A 20992-nucleotide genomic window follows, 5' to 3' on the forward strand; every position below is an offset into this window, starting at 1 on the left:
TTGCGTCGCGAGCCATCAGGATTCGCTAGTGAGATAGCTTTGGACTTGGTTGACTACATCTCGAGCGGTGCGGGTTACTCCGATCAATGTTGCAGAGGCAAGCCCCGTCCAATCGCCGTAACCCACCAGCCACAGATTAGGTGAAGCAACACTCCGGTTTTTATTCACGGCGACTTTACCGCCATCGTCAACGATAGCTAGGTTGCCCAGGTGGTTGAGCGCTGGAGAAAATCCAGTACACCAGATGACGGCATCGATCTTCGTCTCGGCCCCCGATGGCCACACAACGCCCGTTGAGGTGAAATGCGTAAATGGCCGCACCGTGTTAAGCACGCCGCGTTCGCGAGCTTCCTTTACCGATGGCACCATCACAATGTCTCCCAGCCCTCCAACGGGCTGTTGAGGCTCCATCCCATCTTGTTGCGCCTTCAATCTAGCAGTGGCTCGTTCGAACAGGACGCGCCCATCAACTTCATCAGGTAAAAACTTTGGGGCATCTTGAGTTACCCAGGTTGCCTGAGCCACTTTGGAAACCTCGGCGTAAATCTGGGCTCCCGAGTTTCCACCACCCACGACAAGGACGGTTTTCCCCTCAAACTCGTTCGGCCCAACGTAATGAGCGGAATGAAGCTGCTGCCCTACAAATAACTCCTGTCCGGGAGAGCTCGGGGTAAATGGGCGGCTCCAGGTGCCTGTTGCACTGATAACCGCTTTGGCATCCCAGCGTCTATCCCCGGAGATAACCCGTAATCCATCTTCGGTTTTCTCGACACGGGTCACCCGCGTGGAGCGGACAATGGGAAAATCATATCTGCGCTCGTATTGAGTCAGATAGTCGATAACATCGTCCCGTCCAGGAGTCCCCTCGGAGACAGCTGGCATGGGCCAGCCGGCGATTGAGCTCCAAGCAGACGGCGAGAATAGTCGGAGAGAATCCCATCCATGCCGCCAGGCTCCTCCCGGTGCCGACTCGGCGTCGAGCAATACGTAGGAATGACCCGAGCGCTTTAGAAAATAGGCGACGGTGAGCGCGGATTGACCACCGCCAATGACCACTACATCAAGTTTCGAATTTTGATTCACCATCATCCCTCCAGGTGAGTAATTGCACGGACTTGCCCACCCGTTTGCATTCGACCTAGCAAGTCATTTGCGTCGAATTTGACCAGCAAAATTCGTGGACATGATCGGCAAAGAACGACTCGCAGCCGTCATCCAATGCAAGTTGCTATCCGTACGCTTTCTTGAGCCCTTTCAATCGCACATTCGCCCGTTTTACAGCGGCCATTTTTTCAGGCCGCTTCATGCGTTTCCACTTTCTGATGTCTTCCTTACTTCTCCCGCAACTCACACACAGATCACCATTCAGCTGGCAAGTCGAGATACAGGGATTTTCGATTTCTTTAGCCATTGTCAGCCCCTTTTGGTCGCGGCTGATTGAACCAGACGATTTTTCCAGTTTCCGCCATGCGTGCGCTGGCACTCCTCCTCAGAGTCGAAGCAGACATTGTGATCTGAAAGGTTCAGATCGATGTCGGCCTCGTTCAACGCGATGGTAGTCAACTCAACAATGCGTGCCTTCGCTTTAGCCTGGGCGAGCTTCTTGTCAGCCAGTGTTTCGAACACCCAGACAACCTTGAGGGTTTCACTCAGCGCATTCAGGTCGGCGATGTGAGTGAGCCACGTAAATCCTTCGATCTCCCCTTTTGCTGTTTCGCACGCTTTGGTGAGGGTGGTAATTAATCGACGCTCGATACGCGCAAGCTCACGTTTCCCTAGTGGCATTCGGAGTTCCCATGAAGTCGAGGTTAGGGAGCCGGTAAATCAAACTAATCGAAACTCGACCGTAAGGTGGCTGACTTCGTGGACAGGCTTCAGTCGTTCACGAATGCTTTCAGCGTTCACGGTGGATTCGCCGATGACGCTGACAATAGCCGCATGCGCTTCTGGCCCCACCCTCCAGACATGTAGGTCTGTAATGGTTGCATCCCCCGGCGTCTCAACCAGCTCTCGAATTTCCTCTGCAACGTGCTCATCAGTTTGATCCAGCAGTACAGCAGAGGTTACACCCATCAAACTCCATGCCCAACGCGCAATAACTATGGCACCTACAATGCCCATTACCGGATCCAGCCACACCCACCCCAGATATCGGCCAGCGAGCAGTGCTGCAATTGCCAGGACGGAAGTCAGAGCGTCCGCTATCACATGGACATAAGCTGATTTCAGGTTGTTATCGCCATGCCCATGCCCATGCCCATGATGATCATCGTGCCCATGACTGTGACCGTGGCCAAGCAGAAGCGCGCTCACAATGTTTACGATCAAACCCACAATCGCAATGAGCGTAGCGGTTCCGAATTGAACCTCCGTTGGCTGCAAAAGGCGCATGACCGACTCTACGGCGATTACCAAGGACACCATGCCGAGAATGAGCGCCGATGCAAATCCACCTAGGTCTCCAACCTTGCCCGTACCGAAGCTATAACGACTGCTGGAAGCGTGGCGTTTTGCGTAACCGTAGGCAGCTGCAGCGATGCCCAAAGCGCCTGCATGGGTTGCCATGTGAAAGCCGTCGGCAAGTAAAGCCATTGAGCCAGTGAGATAGCCGGCGACGATTTCGCCAACCATCATCACCACCGTAAGCGCCACAACCCAAAGGGTACGCTTGGCATTTTCTTCGCGTGCTGACCCAAGGAACACATGGTCATGTATGTGGCTAATCTCGATATTGGGGCTGCTACTCATGGACATGTACCTGGATTCTTCACTTGGAGTAGCGGCGAATGGCTTCAAGAAGCTCTTCGACACCCTTGTTGCGCTCTTCATCGCTAAGCGTTGGGCTCGCTACATGTTCTCTGGCGTGATCCTCAATAATTTCGTCCATCAAGCCGTTGATAGCTCCACGTGTGGCAGCTACGAGATGCAATGTTTTCGCGCAATCGGCATCCGACTCCAGTGCACGCTCAACGGCCTGGATTTGCCCCGCGATGCGTTTCACGCGTTTGAGAAGATCGTCTTTGTTTGAAGCTGTATGGCCCATGAGAGAAACCTTTTTAACTGTGAATACACGCATCATAGGTATACCCCCTATACCTATACAAGCGCCGTTTGACGGAAAACTCATAAACAGCTCTTTGCTGAAACTGAGGCTTCAAATAGGAGGAAGGGCGGAACAGGATGACCAGAACTCTGCTATTGGCCGCTCGTTGCTATGATGTTGACAACGCGAGCAGGTCAAACGAGATGCAATTGCTGGTTAGGTCGAATGCAAACGGTGGCCAAGTGGAGTGCGAATGGCACTCCAAGGCCACGTACTTCGGGTGGGATCAAACCCTGTTGCCATTCTCATCAATGACGACTTGTCCGTCTTCCTTGACGAAACTCCCACGCTGCTCTTGCGGTAACAAATCGAGCACAGCTTCTGATGGACGACACAAACGCGTCCCCAAAGGCGTCACGACGATGGGGCGATTGATCAGGATAGGATGGGCCATCATGGCATCGATGAGCTGTTCGTCCGTCAGCGATGCATCGCCCAATCTCAGCTCCTCGTATGGAGTGCCTTTGATACGCAAAAGAGCCCGTACCCCGATACCCATATCCCCAATGAGTCTGACAAGTGTGGTGCGATCAGGCGGGGTCTTCAGATACTCGATAACCGTCGGTTCTTCCCCGCTGTTACGGATCAACTCCAAGGTGTTGCGAGAGGTGCCGCATTCGGGATTGTGGTAGATCGTGATCTGGCTCATATCGCTTCCTCGTGCTGACGTTAGATGGAGCGCTGGTTGACGCGTTTGGACAGTTCTTCGGCGGACTCTTTACGCTCGGAGTACCGATCAACCAAATAATCCTGGCGATCCCGCAACAGCAACGTGAACTTCATCAACTCCTCCATCACGTCCACCAGTCGGTCGTAGTACGAGGACGGTTTCATACGACCTGCCTCGTCGAACTCGGTGAACGCCTTTGCCACCGAAGATTGGTTTGGGATGGTGAACATCCGCATCCATCGACCCAGTACGCGCAGCTGATTGACCACGTTGAAAGATTGCGAGCCGCCGCAGACCTGCATCACAGCAAGGGTTTTGCCTTGCGTAGGTCGTACAGCGCCAATCGCCAGCGGAACCCAGTCGATCTGGGCCTTGAAAACTGCGCTCATGGAGCCGTGCCGCTCAGGCGAACACCACACCTGTCCTTCAGACCATTGCATGAGTTCGCGTAATTCCGCGACCTTGGGGTGTGTATCCGGAGCGTCGTCCGGCAACGGCAAACCCGAGGGGTCGAATATCTTGGTCTCAGCGCCGAACTCATTCAGCAGGCGCGCCGCCTCTTGCGTGACTAACCGGCTGAATGAGCGCTCTCGCGTTGATCCATATAGCAGAAGAATGCGAGGTTTATGGAGCGAAGGCGTACGAGGCGACAGCTGCTCCAACGAAGGAATGTCGATCAGGTCGGCGTGTACGTTCGGCAGTGTGTCTTGCATATAAACTCCTTCGCCGGCACCAGCTGGGGCGCCGCCTCGGTTGATCTTTAAAGCGAACCGATCCGGTTCAGTTCAACTTTCAGTTGGTCAGCGCTCATGGTCTTCAGCGGCAGGGCCAAAAACGCACTCACGCGTTCGTGAATTTTGGCCAGTGTCGTTTCGAACGCTGCGCTAATGTCTGCTTCCGACCCGATGGCTTCGGACGGATCAGCCAGCCCCCAATGCGCCTTTAAGGCTGGGCCGAAGAAGATGGGGCATGCTTCTCCTGCAGCCCGATCACAGACGGTAATCACGATGTCAGGAGGCGAACCCTCAAACGCATCTGAGGCCTTGCTGCTCAAGCCCGCCGTGGAGATACGCGCCGCCTCCAGCGTTTGCAATGCGCGTTGATTCACCCGGCCACTGGGAAAGCTTCCTGAGCTGACGGCTTCTACACCCTCGGGCGCCAGGTGGTTGAAAAGCGCCTCGGACAGAATGCTGCGGCAGCTATTGTGGGTGCACATGAACAAGACTTTCATCAGACGATTCCTTGATTCAGAAACTGAGGCGCAGTGCCAGGGCTGACAATGTGGCGACGAGGATGGGCACGGTCAGCACGATCCCGGTCTTGAAGTAGTAACCCCAGCTGATCGTTATGTTTTTCCGGGCGAGCACGTGCAGCCACAACAGAGTTGCCAAGCTCCCAATTGGGGTGATCTTCGGGCCCAAGTCGCAGCCGATGATGTTTGCGTAAACCATCGCTTGCTGGACTACACCATCGACTTCAGCAGCATGAATGGATAAGGCGCCTACCAGAACGGTGGGCATGTTGTTCATGATCGATGACAGCAACGCTGTTAGCAGCCCTGTACCTAGGGACGCACCCCAAACGCCATAACCGGCGAACACGTTCAGGATCTGCGCGATGTGGTCGGTCAGGCCGGCGTTCTTCAGGCCATAAACAACCAGATACATACCCAAAGAAAAAATCACCACCTGCCATGGCGCCTCTTTGAGCACCTTGCTTGTGTTGATGGCATGACCACGAGCCGCGATGACATAGAGGATGAATGCACAGACCGCTGCAATGGCGCTGATTGGCACACCCAACGGCTCAATGACAAAGAAGCCGATCAGGAGTAGCGCCAGCACCCACCAGCCGGCTACAAAAGTGGCCCGGTCGTGGATAGCCTCGTCCGGATTGTCCAGCTGGTTGAGGTCATAAGTTTTGGGCAGATCTTTGCGGAAAAACCACAGCAGCATGGCTAATGTTGCCGCCACGCTGACGATGTTTACCGGCACCATGATCGAAGCATATTCGTTGAAGCCGATATCGAAGTAGTCGGCAGAAACGATGTTGACCAGGTTGGAAACCACCAGCGGCAAGCTCGCCGTATCGGCGATAAAACCGGCTGCCATGACGAATGCCAAGGTAGCAGCAGGAGAAAAACGCAACGCCAGCAACATTGCGATCACAATGGGTGTGAGGATCAATGCTGCTCCGTCATTGGCGAACAGGGCCGACACCGCTGCGCCCAGCAGGACGATAAATGCGAACAGCTTGCGGGTGCTCCCGCCTCCCCATCGGGCCACGTGCAATGCAGCCCACTTGAAAAACCCTGCTTCATCAAGCAGCAAACTGATGATGATGACCGCAATGAAAGTCCCGGTAGCATTCCAGACGATGTGCCAGACCTCGGGTATGTCTGCAAGAGTAACGACGCCTGCCAGCAACGCCACGATGGCACCGAACATCGCACTCCAGCCAACCCCTAGCCCCTTGGGTTGCCAGATGACAAGGACGATGGTTGCGATAAAGATCAATACGGCAATCAGCATTTCATTAATCCGGTTGGGCGTGAATCAGCTACACATGGCTTGGTTGATCGGGCGGTCGTTCATGCCGCAGAGGCGCTTAGCCTCGGTTTCCAGCCATTGCTGATTGGCGTCGACCACTTCCTTCAAAACTGCAGTCACCCACGCAGGCAAATCGGGATTCAGGCGGTAGTACACCCATTGGCCTTGGCGACGATCCAACAGCAAACCGGCAGAGCGCAGCAGGGCCAAATGACGAGAAATCTTCGGCTGGTTCAGGTCGAGTGCCGCCGTCAGCTCGCATACACACAGCTCACCTTCACTCACGACAAGCATCGAAATTTTTGCTCGGGTGTCATCCGCCAGGCACTTGAATAAGGTGGTGGGGTTCATGGGTTCTGTCATAGATCCTCCAGGTGCTTGGTCTTGACCAAAACGAAGAGCTTGATGCGCTCGTGGATGTCGTGGAGCGTGTGGCGAAATGCGCCGGGGTCGTCGGTAGCTAATACATGCACAAAATCGAATATACGCTTTGGCGAATATTCGGTAAAGCGAATATGATGACTGCTGCTTCGGCTTGAGCCGTAACAGTCCATGCGGGCGGCACAAAGGAGATAACGGGGTGGCGAGGGAGATGATGAGCCGAGACCTAGTGGTAGGTTGCTATGAGATGCAAATTTAATGTCCCTAATACGGCACATTAACCATCACTTTTAGGCTTAAAGACCCCATTTGGGAGCGTTACGCTCAGCGACGGACTGCAGCCTGCAGTGACGGTAGCCCTACTGCGGCCAAGTAATCGACTGATAATTGCAGCGAGTTCCGGACTTACCAATCGAGAGGTAGACTTCACATTCCTCACCAACGGCGAGACCTGCGCGCCATAAGTGCTTATGTAGCACCTCAGCTAACCAAACGACACTAGGTCGATGTCTGGCTTAGAGGTGCGCGGTTAGATAGCTCGTATCCGATCCAGCTTGCTTCGGAAAACGGGGTACTCTTGATCAATCATGTCCGGTTGCCAGCCACGGATAACCTCGGGAGCCCAAAGGGCCCGTCACTGACTGACTTTTTTGCTAGCATCTGGATCTCAAGTTTGGAGGGATCTGATGCATATGCAAAGTGATTGGGAAGTGTTGCTCAACGGCAACCCGCAGGAGATCAGGCAGCTTTGCACATGGGGGCACAGCATCAATTACTTCAGGCTCTGGGGGGGAGTAGATGACCGGAACGATTGCCCTAACGACGACTTCCGATTTAATTCAAATCTGTTCGAGGGTCAAACTCAGGAAGGAGTCTGGCAGATCACCTACGAGCTTTTGAATCTGTTCAATGGTGCATCGGCGCTGTTGGAGCGCGAGCCATACAAGCTGAGTATCTACAAGATCCTGCTTGAGGGGGGCGAGCTCTCAAGGCAGGAAAAAAGAAATATTCCGGGGATGCTTACCAAGCCTGCTATCTCCAGGCAAGCTTGGAGCGATGATCTCAGGAAAGCGCTTGGCACCTCACAGAAGATCAGCCTAATGATGCTGGCCGCTGAGCATGAGGATATCTACCTCTTCCTAAAATTTCTCGACCAAGACAGCAGCTGGATCACCTACTACAAGATACTGGACACTCTTGAGACATGGGAAAGACGGAAGGGTCTCAAGGCTTTTAGAAGCAAGCGAAAAGAGAAGAAATTCACCTGTTCAGCCAACAATTTCAGCTTGAACGGCTTCGATGCTAGGCACGGCTTTCAAGAAATGATGCAACAGCCCGCGCAGGTTTCAATGACGATTGATGAAGGCCACCAGTTCATCACGGGGCTTGTCAAAGACTACCTTCAGCAAGCTCATCCCCAGTTCGTAAAGTTTAGATGACTCAGAAAGCCAGTCTACCGGGCGGTATCTGATGCGTCGCTGGTGTGCCAGTTGACAGCATCGAAGCGCTCACACTGCTCTTCAGCGCATCCTTGAATAAGAATGCCGCTTTCCGCCGGTGCGCCGGCGCCGCTGAAGACATCAACGGCCAAGCCGCCCGCATTTTTTGAGCAAGGGTAGTGGAAGCCGTAGGCATGCTGCTCCGGGCAGAGTCTATCCCAATAGGTGCTCACCGTGAGGTCGACCACCACCTCATCAATCTCAGAAATCGTGCTCAACATCATCGAAGAAGTTTGGGTTCAGCTCGTACTCCAGAGAGCCGAATCGCGCCAGCAGGTCTGCTCTCAGTTCGCCTTCAGCTTCCGGCTCAAAATTGATCCAGTAGCTGTACACGAGCCCATCATCCGACTCGTTGGTCGTGATCTCTGATCCGGCCAAGAGCTCGCCATCTTCAACCGATATCCCTAGCTCGCTCGCGAGTGCTTGCGCCATCGACATGCGGTTGCTGTTTCGAGCATCTTCCACCTGAGCCCAATACTCGTGCTCAGACTTACGATCTCGATCAGCATCCGACTCGATACTGGAGATAGATACGCCGTCTTCTGCAAGCAACCACATACCCTCGCGGCGAAGCAAATCGACCGTGGAAGTAAGGAAGAACGCGGCACCGTGATACACCCGCTCCTGATCTTGCTGCCCCTGGTAGGTCAGGGAGACTTTTAAAGTCAGCTTCCCGGTTGCGTCGCTATAGTCAGCGGTTCCAACTTCAAGAGCATCAATCCTGAATCCACTCGCATTGGTATTCGCAATCGCGCCGGAGAGCTGGTCTTCCAGTTCCAGATCCAAGTCGGCGTAGACATCGTCCTCATGGATCGCTTGGGTAAACTCTTTGATCCCAAATACAGCCACCATCAGACGCGGATCCTTGGGGTTCCGTTGGGCGATTACAGAGAGCTCATGGTAATCAGCGAAACCTGCTTTCTGCGCCAGGGTTTCTTGAGCGCCAGAAAGCTTCAAGCCCTGATCACGAGCAAGCTGTTTAGCTTGGGATTTGAAGATGTTTAGCCGGGAAAAATCAGACATGGCAAAGGTTCCTAAATCTACGACGCTTAGGTGTCCGATTGCCTGTTCACCGGGCAGCGTCTGGTTAGGGACATGCCGATGTAAAACTGAAGGGTGTCACAGATGGGCTATTGCTTCGCGAAACAGGCGCCAGGCGACCATCACCACCTGGCGTGATCATAGATCAGAGTAAATAGCCCCGCAATACCCCGCCCGAATGTTTTCAGTCGAGGTTTTTAGCGTCATCCACTGACCGTGGAAAGAGTTCAGGAACAGCACCTGACGGAAAAAACCAAACCAGATTTAACGAAGTAATGACGCCACTGAATTGTCACTTTTAAACGCAGAGGGTTGCTGTTCTAGAAGGAAAAGGGGCATGCGAAAGGAGTGTGTTTCAAAATATTTCAACGGCGAAACGTTGTACCCCGCGATTTAGAAGGGCTGGGCATACATACAGGAAAAAAAATGGATCCAACCACTCATTTGCGCACAAGTTATCCACAGGCTGTTGCCTTGCAATGTCATTTCGGCCCCATTATCTTGTAGGTCATCTCGAAAACAGCACTACATGTTGTGTTTTTGGCGAGGGGCTGAGGTTTCAGTGAACACAGCGGGTATGCGTGCAAAGTTTGGACGCCGAGCACACATACCCGCCAATCCCTGAACCAATGCGGACACTGGTGGGACGCGCATTAGAGAAAAACCGACTTTGGATGTCAACCATTCAGCCCGGTTTTCCGCTCAAGGGTTGCTCCTGCCTATTCGATTTTTTATAGATACAGGAGCACCTAATCGTGCCGAAAAATCCTAAACAAACTTCGTCTCCCGTGGCCAGCTTGGCCTCCAAAATTCTGCGTAGTGATAGCTCCTCGGCCATCCAGAAGGAATTGGCAGGGTCGGCAATGGCTCAAGCGTCGACCGGCAAGCAAACCGGTGCCGATATGGAGACTAAAGCCAGTCATGTCCTCGACAGCAACAAGTACAGCGCCACCACCAAGACCTTAGCAGCCTCGGTGCTCGCCCAATCGAACAAAGAGCGGGGTGAGTAAAAATGGCTCAGTATTTCGTGAACCGTAATGCACAGACCAATGGTGACCACGAGGTGCATACCAGTACGTGCATCTATTTGCCGGCACTCCATAACCGCCTTGATCTTGGCTATCACACCTCCTGTGTGACCGCTGTTCGCCAGGCTCGCAACACCTACCAGCAGTCGAACGGTTGCCGGACGTGTTCCTCGGTATGCCATACCCAGTAGTTTTGAAGTTTCATCGGAAGCTCTGGGCGGCATTGCTGCTGCCCATCTTCTGCAGGTAAATGGGCTTCCGGGACATTAAGTCTATTGAAGGTTGCGTCTGATGATTCACGATCATGAATACAGCCTATTGGGCGGGGTAAATCGAGCTCTGATTGGTAGGTATTTGACACTACTGGCAAGCGCGATTTCCGGCATTGCGGTTTTTTTGCTGCTGTCAGCTGAAGATTTGGCTAAAAAGTATGACCTGCCTGTAAATCTTCCACCGACAGCCCTGTCACTAATTGGCGCAGGTATAGTTTTTGCTCTGCTGTACGCTCTATTCAATAAGACAGTTTGGAAATGGCGCTGGGCAGTTAAATATCTAAAAGTTCCTGATCTGTCGGGAGAGTGGCAGTGCACTGGAACAACACTGGACACCGAAGGAAATCCGATTCGCTCTTGGCAAGCCGATGTATATATTTGTCAAACTTGGGACAAGATTAGAGTGCGATTGAAGACACATCAATCAGGCTCCAACAGTATCACTGCGGCGTTGGTTCACGATGAAGCTGACGGATACCGCCTTCTTTATAACTACCGGAATGATCCTAATCCCGGCGAACCTGAGCTTCGGGGACATGTTGGCAGCGCAAACCTTTTGTTTACTAAATCACTAGATTGCGCACAGGGTGACTATTTTAACGGTTACGGTCGGCCCACCTATGGGCGAATGGAGCTGAGGAGAAAAAATGAACACACCAATTAACGAGCGAATCAATCGTCTGCGCTCCAGACGCTCGGGCCTTGATAGATCCTCTGTAATCGCGATGGATGCGAAGGATTTCATCGTGAACCGAAGCCTTACAAAAGAGGCGTGGGAACATAGGGTCAAAGACAAGCCGAATACAACTTTTGCTTTAGGCGCTATGCAAGAGGTAGATCCTACCTACACCCGCATCAGCATCGAAACCGCAGAACGGGTTAGCAACCAGTTGTCGAAGAGGACAAGCGGCAGTCTTGAATTCGAGCTACAGGGCTCAGTACCGCTGAATGTCCATATTCGAGGGTTCAGTGATGTCGACCTTTTAGCGATAGAAGCTGACTTTCATACCTATGATGCCCGTGGGTACATGAGTACATCGGGTCAGTACCGTTCACCGACCTCACGCACCTCAGTTGGGGTGTTAACTGATCGCAGGGGGGAAATTAGTAAAGCTCTTCGCGATGCGTTTCCCGCTGCGACAATTGACACCTCTGGCTCCAAGGCCATTAAATTGCAAGGAGGGTCATTAGCGCGTCCAGTTGATGTCGTGCCTTCCCACTGGCATGACACTATTAGTTATCAAGCATCTGGTCAGAAACATGACCGTGCTGTCACCATCCTAGATTCGCATAAAAACACCACGATTGAAAACTGGCCTTTCCTGCACATCAAAAAAATACGAGAACGATGTGAAACCACGATTGGTGGGCTCCGCAAATCAATAAGATTATGTAAAAACATAAAGGCAGATCTCGAGGCGGAAGGAAAAGCTGTAACGATCTCCAGCTTTGATATTGCCTCAATAATGTACCACGCCAACATGCATAGTCTCTCCGTTGGCGCCTACTATGAATTAGCGATATTAGCTGAGACCCAAAGATATTTGGATTACTTGTGGAACAACAAGGAAGAAGCGAGGCGACTGATAGTACCAGATGGATCTCGCTTTATATTTAACACGGAAGACAAGTTTAACGGCTTGATGCATCTCTCCGTGGCCATGGACAGTCTCCTTCGGGAGGTCGCTAAAGAGCAAAGCTTCCTGCTGAGCTTATCCGAGAAGCCTATGCTCGATGCCAGCAGGGTAGCTGTGACCAACGCGATCATTTTGTAGATCGCGTGCAGCGTTTGGAGACCCGTGCAGAGATCCACCGAGCTGGATGCAGACTGCCATGCAGATGAGTTATCCGCTGGCTACCAGTCATTGGTTAAGGTCGGTTTTTTTGTGACCACTTGAATTCTAGTGCATGGTTGGCGACATCGGCGATGAAGTGCGGGGTTCCATTCCGCTGCATCTGAGAAATGTCAGGCAGCGGCTCACCTGACAATACTAGGATATTCCGAGCATGCACCGGAGGGCGCCTGCTGGGCAAGATCGGATGTCTTGCGTTGTCGGAAGCAATAGATATCTAAAAACTGGGATGAGGTGACATTTATTCAAATGCCACACCGAGGTTATATTTGGAAAACGTTGCCACTGAATCTTCTGATTACCAAAATTGCCCATTCCCTCTAGAGATTACAGGCCACAAGACCGGACGGACAGTATCTAAACAGGATATTTACGCACCACATAATGGTTCGAGTCCTACTGGGCCCACCATACTCAAAGCCGCGCATTGCGCGGCTTTCGTGTTTCTGGATGGACCGCCGCAGATACAGTCTGAATCGCCCCGGCCAGTGCCTCGTGCGGAGGCGCCTCGGCCTAACGTCTCCAACACCGACGCGCTCGATGTGTTGTTATCGGGGAGTTGGCTTGCTGGCGATGAGCCCCATGCAGACGTCAAATTCCCCGGGGCCTCACATCAAAGACTGTTTGCATCTTAGTCACCGCTTGTAGAAAATCGTCGTCTTTTTGCACGAATGGATACGCGCATGAAGTTCGAGAAGACCACCCAGTACAGGTCCGAAGAAGGGATCGTCTTCAATCTGTCTCAAATCACCCTCATGGAAAGCGACCGAGGTCGCCTGCGCGAGCTGCACTTTGGCAAAGCGAAACGCGCCCATTACCAAGTCAACAGCATGGTCGTCGATATGTACGACCGAATGCAGGCTCGAAACCTGCCATGCCTGCTGACAGTCTGCATTTCCAATCCCCTCACCCGTCAGCAGGCCGATGCTATCAACACTATGCGCGGCAACGTCGCCAAGGGAATTGCTGCGGCCTCAGGTGGTGTTGCCGGGAGGGTAGGTGCGTTGGGCGGGCCGCTCATTGGCTGGGCTTCAGGTGCAGTCGTGACGACGGGTGTCAACTGGTACCTCAAAGGAGCCCTGCCGACCCTGCATGCAGGTGACGTGCTGGTCAGCATCGAGGGAGAGGTCCATGGCGGGATTGGCCCACAGCGCTCTGTCGTGACGCTGGTCATCAAGGTCTGAGGAACTGCACATGCCCTACATCATGCAAACTGTCGTCCTTCTGGTGCTGGGCGCGATTCTCGTTCAGTTTCTGAAACCATACCCGCTGCGCAAATGGCTGGGTTTGGCGCTGCTGGCAACGGGCTTGGTCAGCCTCTTCAAGGTGGGTGAGCAGCAGGTGCTGGGCTTTGACCTGGAGCTGCTAGCACTGCTGGCCGTGCCACTGGGCGTGGTGCTTTTCTTGACGCGGCGGCGGTTCACGGAGGGGGACTGAAGCCCTGGCACGATTTCTCGGTGCCGTCTCTGACCTAAAATCAGATGGGACAACAGTCGATCAACAGCGCGTTGATCGATGATCTTAGCGTTGGACCTTGCCGGCGGATCGGGGGTTGCTTTGAACATACTGGTAACGCCTAACGTAGGTTAGATGCCGCCAAAATCACTGCTAAATGATGGGTGGCGGCTGTAACGCAGGCCAGGCGCATCGCAAATATGTAATGCCACACTGACCAGCCTCGCCAACTCTGCGGGCGCGGCCTAATTCTGATCCTAGGCAGTCCGGATCAAGCGCATATGAAAGGTCACCGCAATCGCCACCCGCGAACACGAGCCTGTAACATGCTCCCCCATTGCCACCCACGCCGGAGCCCATCTTGTCCGCCCCCCCGCCCTCCCGTTCTCGATGAGATCGACCGCCAGTTGATTGCCGCCTTGCAGATCAATGCCCGTGAAAGCGTAGCCATGCTCGCTCGCCAACTGGGGATTGCCCGCACCACCGTGACCTCGCGCCTGGCGCGCCTGGAGAAGACCCAGGTGATTACTGGTTATGGCGTGCGTCTTGGGCAGCGTGTGGTGGATGGTGGGTTGCAGGCGTATGTGGGGATTACCGTGCAACCGCGTTCCGGTAAGGAAGTGCTGCGTCGTCTCAGCGCCATGGCCCAGGTCCAGCAGTTGTGTGCGGTCAGTGGTGAGTTTGATTATGTGGCCTGGCTGCGTACCGATTCGCCGGAGCAGTTGGATCAACTGCTGGACCAGATCGGCAGTGTCGACGGGGTAGAAAAGACCACCACCTCGATCATCCTTAGTAACAAATTGGATCGCGGCCAGCCAATCTGACCGCCAACCTCGTCACTTCGACTAAAAACAATTCAATACGACGACACATTGCGTCTTATTAACGAGCGCTACGCTCCCTAGAATGGCTGCCATCTTTTCCTATACTTCACGGGTCGTGCCCCCGTCGAGTGCCAGCAAGGTCAGCCATGAACGCCACCTACAAGAACAATCGCCACCCTGCAGACGGTAAAAAACCCATCACTATCTTTGGCCCGGATTTTCCGTTCGCCTTTGATGACTGGATCGAACACCCCGCCGGGCTGGGCAGTATTCCCGCCGCCAACCATGGCGCCGAAGTGGCGATTGTCGGTGCGGGTATCGCCGGGCTGGTGGCTGCCTACGAGCTGATGAAGCTTGGCCTCAAGCCGGTGGTGTACGAAGCCTCGAAAATGGGCGGGCGCCTGCGCTCCCAGGCTTTTGAAGGGGCCGAAGGCATCATCGCGGAGCTGGGCGGTATGCGCTTCCCGGTGTCATCGACGGCGTTTTACCACTATGTGGACAAGCTGGGCCTTGAAACCAAGCCGTTCCCCAACCCGCTGACGCCGGCCTCCGGCAGCACCGTGATCGACCTGGAAGGCCAGACCCATTACGCACAGAAAATTTCCGACCTTCCTGCGCTATTCCAGGAAGTGGCTGACGCCTGGGCCGACGCCCTGGAGGCCGGTTCGCAGTTCGGTGATATCCAGCAAGCGATTCGCGACCGTGACGTGCCACGGCTCAAGGAGTTGTGGAACAAGCTGGTGCCGCTGTGGGACGACCGCACCTTCTACGACTTTGTCGCCACGTCCAAGGCCTTCGCCAAGCTGTCGTTCCATCACCGCGAAGTGTTTGGCCAGGTAGGTTTCGGCACCGGTGGCTGGGACTCGGACTTCCCCAACTCGATGCTGGAAATCTTCCGCGTGGTGATGACCAACTGCGACGATCACCAGCACCTGGTGGTCGGTGGCGTGGCGCAAGTGCCCATGGGGATCTGGCGCCATGTACCGGAGCGTTGCGCCCATTGGCCGGCCGGCACCAGCCTCAGCTCCCTGCACCATGGCGCGCCACGGGCCGGGGTCAAGCGCATTGCCCATGCCGCCGACGGGCGTTTTGCGGTGACCGACAACTACGGTGACACCCGGGAATACGCCGCCGTGCTGACCACCTGCCAGAGCTGGCTGCTGACCACCCAGATCGAATGCGACGAAAGCCTGTTCTCGCAAAAAATGTGGATGGCCCTGGACCGCACGCGCTATATGCAGTCGTCGAAAACCTTTGTCATGGTCGACCGCCCTTTCTGGAAGGACAAAGACCCGGAAACCGGCCGCGACCTGATGAGCATGACCCTCACTGATCGCCTGACCCGTGGCACCTACCTGTTCGACAATGGCGACGACAAGCCGGGGGTCATTTGCCTGTCCTACTCGTGGATGAGCGACGCCCTGAAAATGCTCCCGCAGCCCATCGATAAACGGGTGAAGCTGGCCCTCGATGCGCTGAAAAAAATCTACCCGAAAGTCGATATCAAGGCGCGCATCATTGGCGACCCAATCACCGTTTCCTGGGAAGCCGATCCGCACTTCCTCGGCGCATTCAAGGGCGCGTTGCCGGGCCACTATCGCTATAACCAGCGCATGTACGCGCACTTCATGCAAAAGGATATGCCGGCCGAGCAGCGCGGGATTTTCATCGCCGGCGACGATGTATCCTGGACCCCAGCCTGGGTCGAAGGCGCCGTGCAGACCTCGTTGAACGCGGTTTGGGGCATCATGACCCACTTCGGTGGCAGTACCCACCCGCAAAACCCGGGGCCGGGGGATGTGTTCGATGAGATCGGCCCCATCGCCCTGGCCGAATAAGGAGCCAAGCCATGCGTGTTGCCCTGTACCAATGCCCGCCGTTGCCGCTGGATGTCGCGGGCAATCTCAAGCGTCTGCATCGCGTTGCGCATGAAGCGTGCGATGCAGACGTGTTGGTGCTGCCGGAGATGTTCCTCACAGGCTACAACATCGGTGCTGAAGCAGTCGGCGCGCTGGCCGAAGCGCAGGACGGGCAGTCTGCGCAGACCATTGCCGAACTGGCGCGCAACGCGGGCGTGGCGATTCTCTATGGCTATCCGGAACGGGCCGAGGATGGGCAGATCTACAATGCCGTACAACTGATCGACGCCAATGGTCAGCGCTTGTGCAACTACCGCAAGACGCACCTGTTCGGCGACCTCGATCATTCGATGTTCAGCCCCGGTGGGGACGAGTTCCCCGTCGTCGAGCTGAACGGCTGGAAGCTGGGGTTCCTCATCTGCTACGACCTGGAGTTTCCGGAAAATACCCGGCGCCTGGCCCTGGCCGGTGCCGAACTGATCCTGGTACCGACGGCCAACATGGTGCCCTTCGACTTCGTCGCGGACGTCACCGTGCGCGCACGGGCCTTTGAAAACCAGTGCTATGTGGCCTACGCCAACTATTGCGGGCATGAAGACCAGATCCACTATTGCGGACAAAGCAGCATCGCCGCTCCGGATGGGCAGCGCGTCGCCCAGGCAGGCCTGGATGAGGCACTGATCGTCGCGACCCTCGACCGCCAGGTGATACACGCCGCACAAGCGGCCAACCACTACCTGGCAGACCGGCGCCCCGAGCTCTATGCCGCGCTGCATAAACACTGACCCCCGCGCTTTGCGCTAGCATAGGCACTTCCTACGTTCTGGAAGTGCTCATGCCTGTGCCGGCCCACCCTCATCACCTGCAACTGACCCTGGCCAATGGCCTGCGGGTTTCCCTGCGTCATGCCCCACGTCTCAAGCGCTGTGCAGCTGTCGTGCGGGTAGCGGCGGGCAGCCATGACGTGCCGTTGGCCTGGCCGGGGCTGGCGCATTTTCTGGAACACCTGCTGTTTCTTGGCACCGAGGCTTTTCCTGCATCGGACGGTTTGATGGCCTACGTGCAGCGCCACGGCGGACAGGTCAACGCCAGCACCCGTGAGCGCACCACGGACTTCTTCTTTGAAGTGCCCGCAACGGTGTTTGACGGCGCACTGCAGCGCCTGGCCGATATGCTCGCTCATCCGCGCCTGGCCATGGACGATCAACTGCGCGAGCGCGAAGTGCTGCAGGCCGAGTTTATCGCCTGGTCCCAGGATGCCGAGGCACGGCATCAAGTCGCGATCCTCGAAGGCCTCGCCGCCGGGCATCCGCTGCGGGGTTTTCATGCGGGCAACCGCGATAGCCTGCCGGTGCCACAGGAGGATTTCCAACAAGGCTTGCTGGGGTTTTATCAAGACTTCTATCAAGCAGGACAGATGACCTTGAGCCTTGCCGGCCCGCAATCGCTGGAAGAACTGCAAGCCTTGGCCGAGCGCTTTGGCGAGTGCCTGCGCCTGGGCCCGCTACGCCCGCAGCAGCCACCACCGGCCTTGATGGACGGCGATAAATATCGCTATCAATACCTCGACAACCAGCATCTGCATCACCTCATCGCCTGCAACGCGCCCCGCGAAGCCCTGGATTTCCTCTGCACCTGGCTGAATGCCACGGCACCCGGTGGTCTGCTGGCCGAATTGAAAACCCGGGGCAGGGCAAGCGCACTGCACGCCAGGGTGCTGTACTCGTTCGCCGGGCAGGCGCTGCTGGATATCGAATTCACCCTGGGGCCAAAGGGCTCACAACAGTCCCTGGCAATCGAAGCCCTATTGAACGACTGGTTGAGCTTTTTCGCCCACAGCGATTGGACTGCGTTGCGCGAAGAGTACGCGCTGCTGATCAACCGCCAACAGCAAATCAGTGGCGCCTTGGCCCTGGCCCGCCATGACAGTGAGAACCGCGAAGCGCCGTTGTCCGAGCAGCATTGCCAAGCGCTCAAGACCCTGCTGAACCTGCTGCAATCGGCTCCTGCGCAACAGGCCTGGCAGTTGCCGCCGGGCAACCCACTCTTGCGACCGCAAGCCCAGGAACCACGCCCCGGACTGATTCGCGGCCAGACCAGCGCCCATCGTGGCTTGCGCACCTTCGCCCAGGATCGCTCCCGTGGACGGCGCGAACTGCCAGGCCTTTCATTCAGCCAAGCGTTGCCCGCCGATCACGATGAGGGCGCCCTTTACCTGTGCTGGCAACTGGATTCGACCGCCCATGGCATAGGCAACAGCCTGCAAACTTTGCAGACCAACGCCCGCCAGGCCGGCGTGGAAATGTCCTGCGAAGCTGTAGGCAATAGTTGGCTGCTGAAAATGAGCGGGCTGCATGACCCCATGCCCGCTATCGTCGAGCAACTGGCTCGCGAACTGACCCAGGCCGACGCCAACCTTGAACAAGACGCGCCCGCCAGCCCGGCGCCACAGATGGCCATCCGCGAACTGCTCAAGGCATTGCCAGCCTGCGCTGCCGACATTGCCTCCACAGGGCACCCCAATCCATTGCCCAATGGATGGACCACTGCCACGTGGCAAGGCCTGGGCATGGGCCTGCCGGCTGCGTGCGAAACGGCGATCAAACATGCGGCCGCACGCCTGCCCGGACAATGTGCCGAGATTCCACGCATCGCCCACTCCATCAATGGACTGTATCGCTGGCATCAGCTAGACACCGCTTCCACCGAAGCCGCCTTGCTGCTGCTGTGCCCAGCCCCGAGCCCATCCCTGGCCGACGAGGCCGACTGGCGATTGCTCGCTCACCTGGCCCAGACTCCGTTCTACCAGCGTCTACGGGGCGAATTGCAGGTGGGCTACGCCGTATTCAGTGGTATCCGACAGTTCAACGGGCAAACCGCTCTGTTGTTTGGCGTGCAGTCGCCCGATGTGGCGCTGGCGGACCTGCTCGATCACATCCAGGCCTTCATCACGCAATTGCCAACCTTGATCAATGGAAGCGACGACCTGGGTAACGCGACCCTGGCCCGGCAATTTTCGCCGCAGGCGCTGCCCACATCCCAAGCCGCCGAGTTGCTCTGGCAGGCCAGGTTGGCCGGGCATGGCGCGAACTATCTTGAGCAATTACAAGAGCTGATCCAGGGCCGCACACGCCTGCATCTGGTGGAGGCGGCTGCGCAACTCAACCAAGCGGCTGGCGGCTGGCGCTGCCTGGCCAATGGCGCGGCAGCGGGCGATCACTGGCAGATATGACGCTGATCGTTGCCGATGCTGCAACAGGCTTTTTCCACCAAGACAGCGCTAGCTTGACGAGAAATGAGTAAAATCGCGCCACGCATCTGAACATCTCCGACTGGAGGTGGACTATATGTATTACTTGGTAGTAAACGTCCCATCCCTTCGTAGGAGTATGAATATGACCTGGTCCAAACCTGCTTACACTGATCTGCGTATTGGTTTTGAAGTCACCATGTACTTCGCCAGCCGCTGATTGCTTTTGTATTGCAATGCAACGCCTCGGCTCGCCGGGGCGTTTTTATTTTGAGTCTTGTGTAAAGGAGCAGCGATGTTCGTCCAGATTCTAGGTTCGGCGGCCGGTGGCGGTTTCCCGCAGTGGAACTGCAACTGTGTGAACTGCGCCGGCTTTCGCGACGGCAGCCTGCGGGCCCAGGCGCGCACCCAATCGTCCATCGCCCTGTCCGACGATGGCGTGAACTGGGTGCTGTGCAACGCCTCGCCGGATATCCGCGCCCAATTGCAGGGCTTTGCGCCGATGCAACCTGGCCGCGCGCTACGCGATACCGGTATCAGCGCAATCATCCTGATGGACAGCCAGATCGACCACACCACCGGCCTGCTCAGCCTGCGCGAGGGCTGCCCGCACCAGGTGTGGTGCACCGACATGGTCCATGAAGACCTGAGCACCGGCTTCCCGCTGTTCACCATGTTGACCCACTGGAATGGCGGCCTGGCGTGGAACCGTATCGAATTGGACGCCAGTTTCACCATTCCTGCCTGCCCCAACCTGCGCTTTACCCCATTGCCCCTGCGCAGCGCCGCACCGCCCTACTCGCCCCATCGGTTCGACCCGCACCCGGGTGACAATATCGGCTTGATCGTCGAAGACCTGCGCACCGGCGGCAAACTGTTCTACGCCCCCGGGCTGGGCAAAGTCGACGCGCAGCTGCTGGAAATCATGGCGGGGAGCGACTGCTTGCTGGTCGACGGCACGATGTGGGATGACGATGAAATGCAGCGCCGTGGCGTCGGTACCCGCACCGGCCGCGAAATGGGCCACTTGGCGCAGAACGGCCCCGGCGGCATGCTGCAAGTGCTGGAGCAATTGCCCAAGCAGCGCAAGGTACTTATCCATATCAACAACACCAACCCGATCCTCGACGAAGACTCGCCTGAACGGGCCGAGTTGGCGCGGCGCAATGTAGAAGTAGCCTACGACGGCATGAGCATTGAATTGTAGG

At 55.9% G+C, this 20992-nt stretch carries 24 protein-coding genes and 1 pseudogene; 12 read left to right on the forward strand and 13 right to left on the reverse strand.

Translation table 11 applies throughout. From position 1 onward, the window contains the following. Positions 1 to 15 precede the first annotated feature (15 nt). The 11 genes and pseudogenes from JTY93_RS24685 to JTY93_RS29465 all read right to left on the reverse strand — a co-directional run. A complete protein-coding gene (locus JTY93_RS24685) occupies positions 16 to 1089 on the reverse strand; it encodes an ArsO family NAD(P)H-dependent flavin-containing monooxygenase (RefSeq protein WP_096143214.1) in 1074 nt (357 codons plus the stop codon). Positions 1090 to 1228: 139 nt separating this feature from the next. Further along, the gene (locus JTY93_RS24690) at positions 1229 to 1411 is read right to left on the reverse strand and encodes a DUF1289 domain-containing protein (protein WP_096143213.1); all 183 of its coding nucleotides are present in this window, start codon (positions 1409 to 1411) and stop codon (positions 1229 to 1231) included. Between the two features lie 2 nt (positions 1412 to 1413). Beyond that, the gene (locus tag JTY93_RS24695) at positions 1414 to 1785 is read right to left on the reverse strand and encodes a hypothetical protein (RefSeq protein ID WP_096143212.1); all 372 of its coding nucleotides are present in this window, start codon (positions 1783 to 1785) and stop codon (positions 1414 to 1416) included. A 39-nt stretch (positions 1786 to 1824) separates the two neighbouring features. Continuing rightward, positions 1825 to 2748 carry a CDF family Co(II)/Ni(II) efflux transporter DmeF gene (dmeF, locus tag JTY93_RS24700; protein WP_205476282.1) on the reverse strand — a complete coding sequence of 308 codons (924 nt, stop codon included), beginning with the start codon at positions 2746 to 2748 and terminating at the stop codon, positions 1825 to 1827. A 19-nt stretch (positions 2749 to 2767) separates the two neighbouring features. Continuing rightward, positions 2768 to 3043, reverse strand: a complete 276-nt coding sequence (locus JTY93_RS24705; protein ID WP_084570950.1) for a metal/formaldehyde-sensitive transcriptional repressor — start codon at positions 3041 to 3043, stop codon at positions 2768 to 2770. 286 nt (positions 3044 to 3329) lie between these two features. After that, the gene (arsC, locus tag JTY93_RS24710; protein WP_096143210.1) at positions 3330 to 3752 is read right to left on the reverse strand and encodes an arsenate reductase (glutaredoxin); all 423 of its coding nucleotides are present in this window, start codon (positions 3750 to 3752) and stop codon (positions 3330 to 3332) included. A 20-nt stretch (positions 3753 to 3772) separates the two neighbouring features. Continuing rightward, complete coding sequence (arsH, locus tag JTY93_RS24715; RefSeq protein WP_096143209.1) at positions 3773 to 4486, reverse strand: arsenical resistance protein ArsH; 714 nt, start codon at positions 4484 to 4486, stop codon at positions 3773 to 3775. Between the two features lie 47 nt (positions 4487 to 4533). Next, positions 4534 to 5004 (reverse strand): arsenate reductase ArsC, encoded by a 471-nt coding sequence (locus JTY93_RS24720; protein ID WP_096143208.1) that lies wholly within the window; start codon positions 5002 to 5004, stop codon positions 4534 to 4536. Between the two features lie 16 nt (positions 5005 to 5020). Then, entirely contained in the window at positions 5021 to 6304 is a 1284-nt protein-coding gene (locus JTY93_RS24725; protein ID WP_096143207.1) for an arsenic transporter, read from the reverse strand. Between the two features lie 24 nt (positions 6305 to 6328). Beyond that, entirely contained in the window at positions 6329 to 6685 is a 357-nt protein-coding gene (locus JTY93_RS24730) for a metalloregulator ArsR/SmtB family transcription factor (RefSeq protein ID WP_096143206.1), read from the reverse strand. After that, a pseudogene (locus JTY93_RS29465) lies at positions 6682 to 6777 on the reverse strand (arsenate reductase ArsC); the annotation flags it as partial. The pseudogene JTY93_RS29465 and the gene JTY93_RS24730, both read right to left, overlap by 4 nt. Positions 6778 to 7389: 612 nt before the next feature. On the opposite strand from JTY93_RS29465, the gene JTY93_RS24735 reads away from it, so the two are divergent. After that, positions 7390 to 8142 carry a hypothetical protein gene (locus JTY93_RS24735; protein WP_096143205.1) on the forward strand — a complete coding sequence of 251 codons (753 nt, stop codon included), beginning with the start codon at positions 7390 to 7392 and terminating at the stop codon, positions 8140 to 8142. A 14-nt stretch (positions 8143 to 8156) separates the two neighbouring features. Here JTY93_RS24735 and JTY93_RS24740 read toward each other — a convergent pair whose 3' ends face one another. Next, the gene (locus JTY93_RS24740; RefSeq protein ID WP_096143204.1) at positions 8157 to 8426 is read right to left on the reverse strand and encodes a hypothetical protein; all 270 of its coding nucleotides are present in this window, start codon (positions 8424 to 8426) and stop codon (positions 8157 to 8159) included. Further along, positions 8404 to 9225 carry a hypothetical protein gene (locus JTY93_RS24745; protein ID WP_096143203.1) on the reverse strand — a complete coding sequence of 274 codons (822 nt, stop codon included), beginning with the start codon at positions 9223 to 9225 and terminating at the stop codon, positions 8404 to 8406. The genes JTY93_RS24740 and JTY93_RS24745 overlap by 23 nt, the downstream gene beginning before the upstream one ends. A gap of 773 nt (positions 9226 to 9998) precedes the next feature. On the opposite strand from JTY93_RS24745, the gene JTY93_RS24750 reads away from it, so the two are divergent. The 11 genes from JTY93_RS24750 to pqqB all read left to right on the forward strand — a co-directional run bounded on the left by JTY93_RS24750 (position 9999) and on the right by pqqB (position 20991). After that, positions 9999 to 10253 (forward strand): hypothetical protein, encoded by a 255-nt coding sequence (locus tag JTY93_RS24750; RefSeq protein ID WP_106117639.1) that lies wholly within the window; start codon positions 9999 to 10001, stop codon positions 10251 to 10253. A 309-nt stretch (positions 10254 to 10562) separates the two neighbouring features. After that, positions 10563 to 11207, forward strand: coding sequence for a Cap15 family cyclic dinucleotide receptor domain-containing protein (locus JTY93_RS24755; RefSeq protein WP_080394783.1), 645 nt, complete (start codon positions 10563 to 10565; stop codon positions 11205 to 11207). Further along, complete coding sequence (locus tag JTY93_RS24760; RefSeq protein ID WP_096144790.1) at positions 11191 to 12318, forward strand: nucleotidyltransferase-like protein; 1128 nt, start codon at positions 11191 to 11193, stop codon at positions 12316 to 12318. The genes JTY93_RS24755 and JTY93_RS24760 overlap by 17 nt, the downstream gene beginning before the upstream one ends. 761 nt (positions 12319 to 13079) lie before the next feature. After that, complete coding sequence (locus JTY93_RS24765; RefSeq protein ID WP_205476281.1) at positions 13080 to 13580, forward strand: hypothetical protein; 501 nt, start codon at positions 13080 to 13082, stop codon at positions 13578 to 13580. Between the two features lie 10 nt (positions 13581 to 13590). Continuing rightward, a complete protein-coding gene (locus tag JTY93_RS24770) occupies positions 13591 to 13833 on the forward strand; it encodes a hypothetical protein (RefSeq protein WP_070994508.1) in 243 nt (80 codons plus the stop codon). Positions 13834 to 14177: 344 nt separating this feature from the next. Continuing rightward, complete coding sequence (locus JTY93_RS24775) at positions 14178 to 14675, forward strand: Lrp/AsnC family transcriptional regulator (protein ID WP_205518955.1); 498 nt, start codon at positions 14178 to 14180, stop codon at positions 14673 to 14675. A gap of 146 nt (positions 14676 to 14821) precedes the next feature. Further along, positions 14822 to 16513 carry a flavin monoamine oxidase family protein gene (locus JTY93_RS24780; protein ID WP_029296874.1) on the forward strand — a complete coding sequence of 564 codons (1692 nt, stop codon included), beginning with the start codon at positions 14822 to 14824 and terminating at the stop codon, positions 16511 to 16513. 11 nt (positions 16514 to 16524) lie between these two features. Further along, a complete protein-coding gene (locus tag JTY93_RS24785; protein WP_205476280.1) occupies positions 16525 to 17319 on the forward strand; it encodes a carbon-nitrogen hydrolase family protein in 795 nt (264 codons plus the stop codon). A 50-nt stretch (positions 17320 to 17369) separates the two neighbouring features. Further along, entirely contained in the window at positions 17370 to 19766 is a 2397-nt protein-coding gene (gene pqqF / locus JTY93_RS24790; RefSeq protein WP_205476279.1) for a pyrroloquinoline quinone biosynthesis protein PqqF, read from the forward strand. Positions 19767 to 19929: 163 nt separating this feature from the next. After that, positions 19930 to 20004, forward strand: coding sequence for a pyrroloquinoline quinone precursor peptide PqqA (gene pqqA / locus JTY93_RS24795; RefSeq protein ID WP_003194766.1), 75 nt, complete (start codon positions 19930 to 19932; stop codon positions 20002 to 20004). Between the two features lie 75 nt (positions 20005 to 20079). Then, complete coding sequence (gene pqqB, locus JTY93_RS24800; protein ID WP_205476278.1) at positions 20080 to 20991, forward strand: pyrroloquinoline quinone biosynthesis protein PqqB; 912 nt, start codon at positions 20080 to 20082, stop codon at positions 20989 to 20991. Position 20992: the final 1 nt, after the last annotated feature.

Origin of the sequence: Pseudomonas hygromyciniae, assembly GCF_016925675.1 — a bacterium.
GTDB lineage: Bacteria > Pseudomonadota > Gammaproteobacteria > Pseudomonadales > Pseudomonadaceae > Aquipseudomonas > Aquipseudomonas hygromyciniae.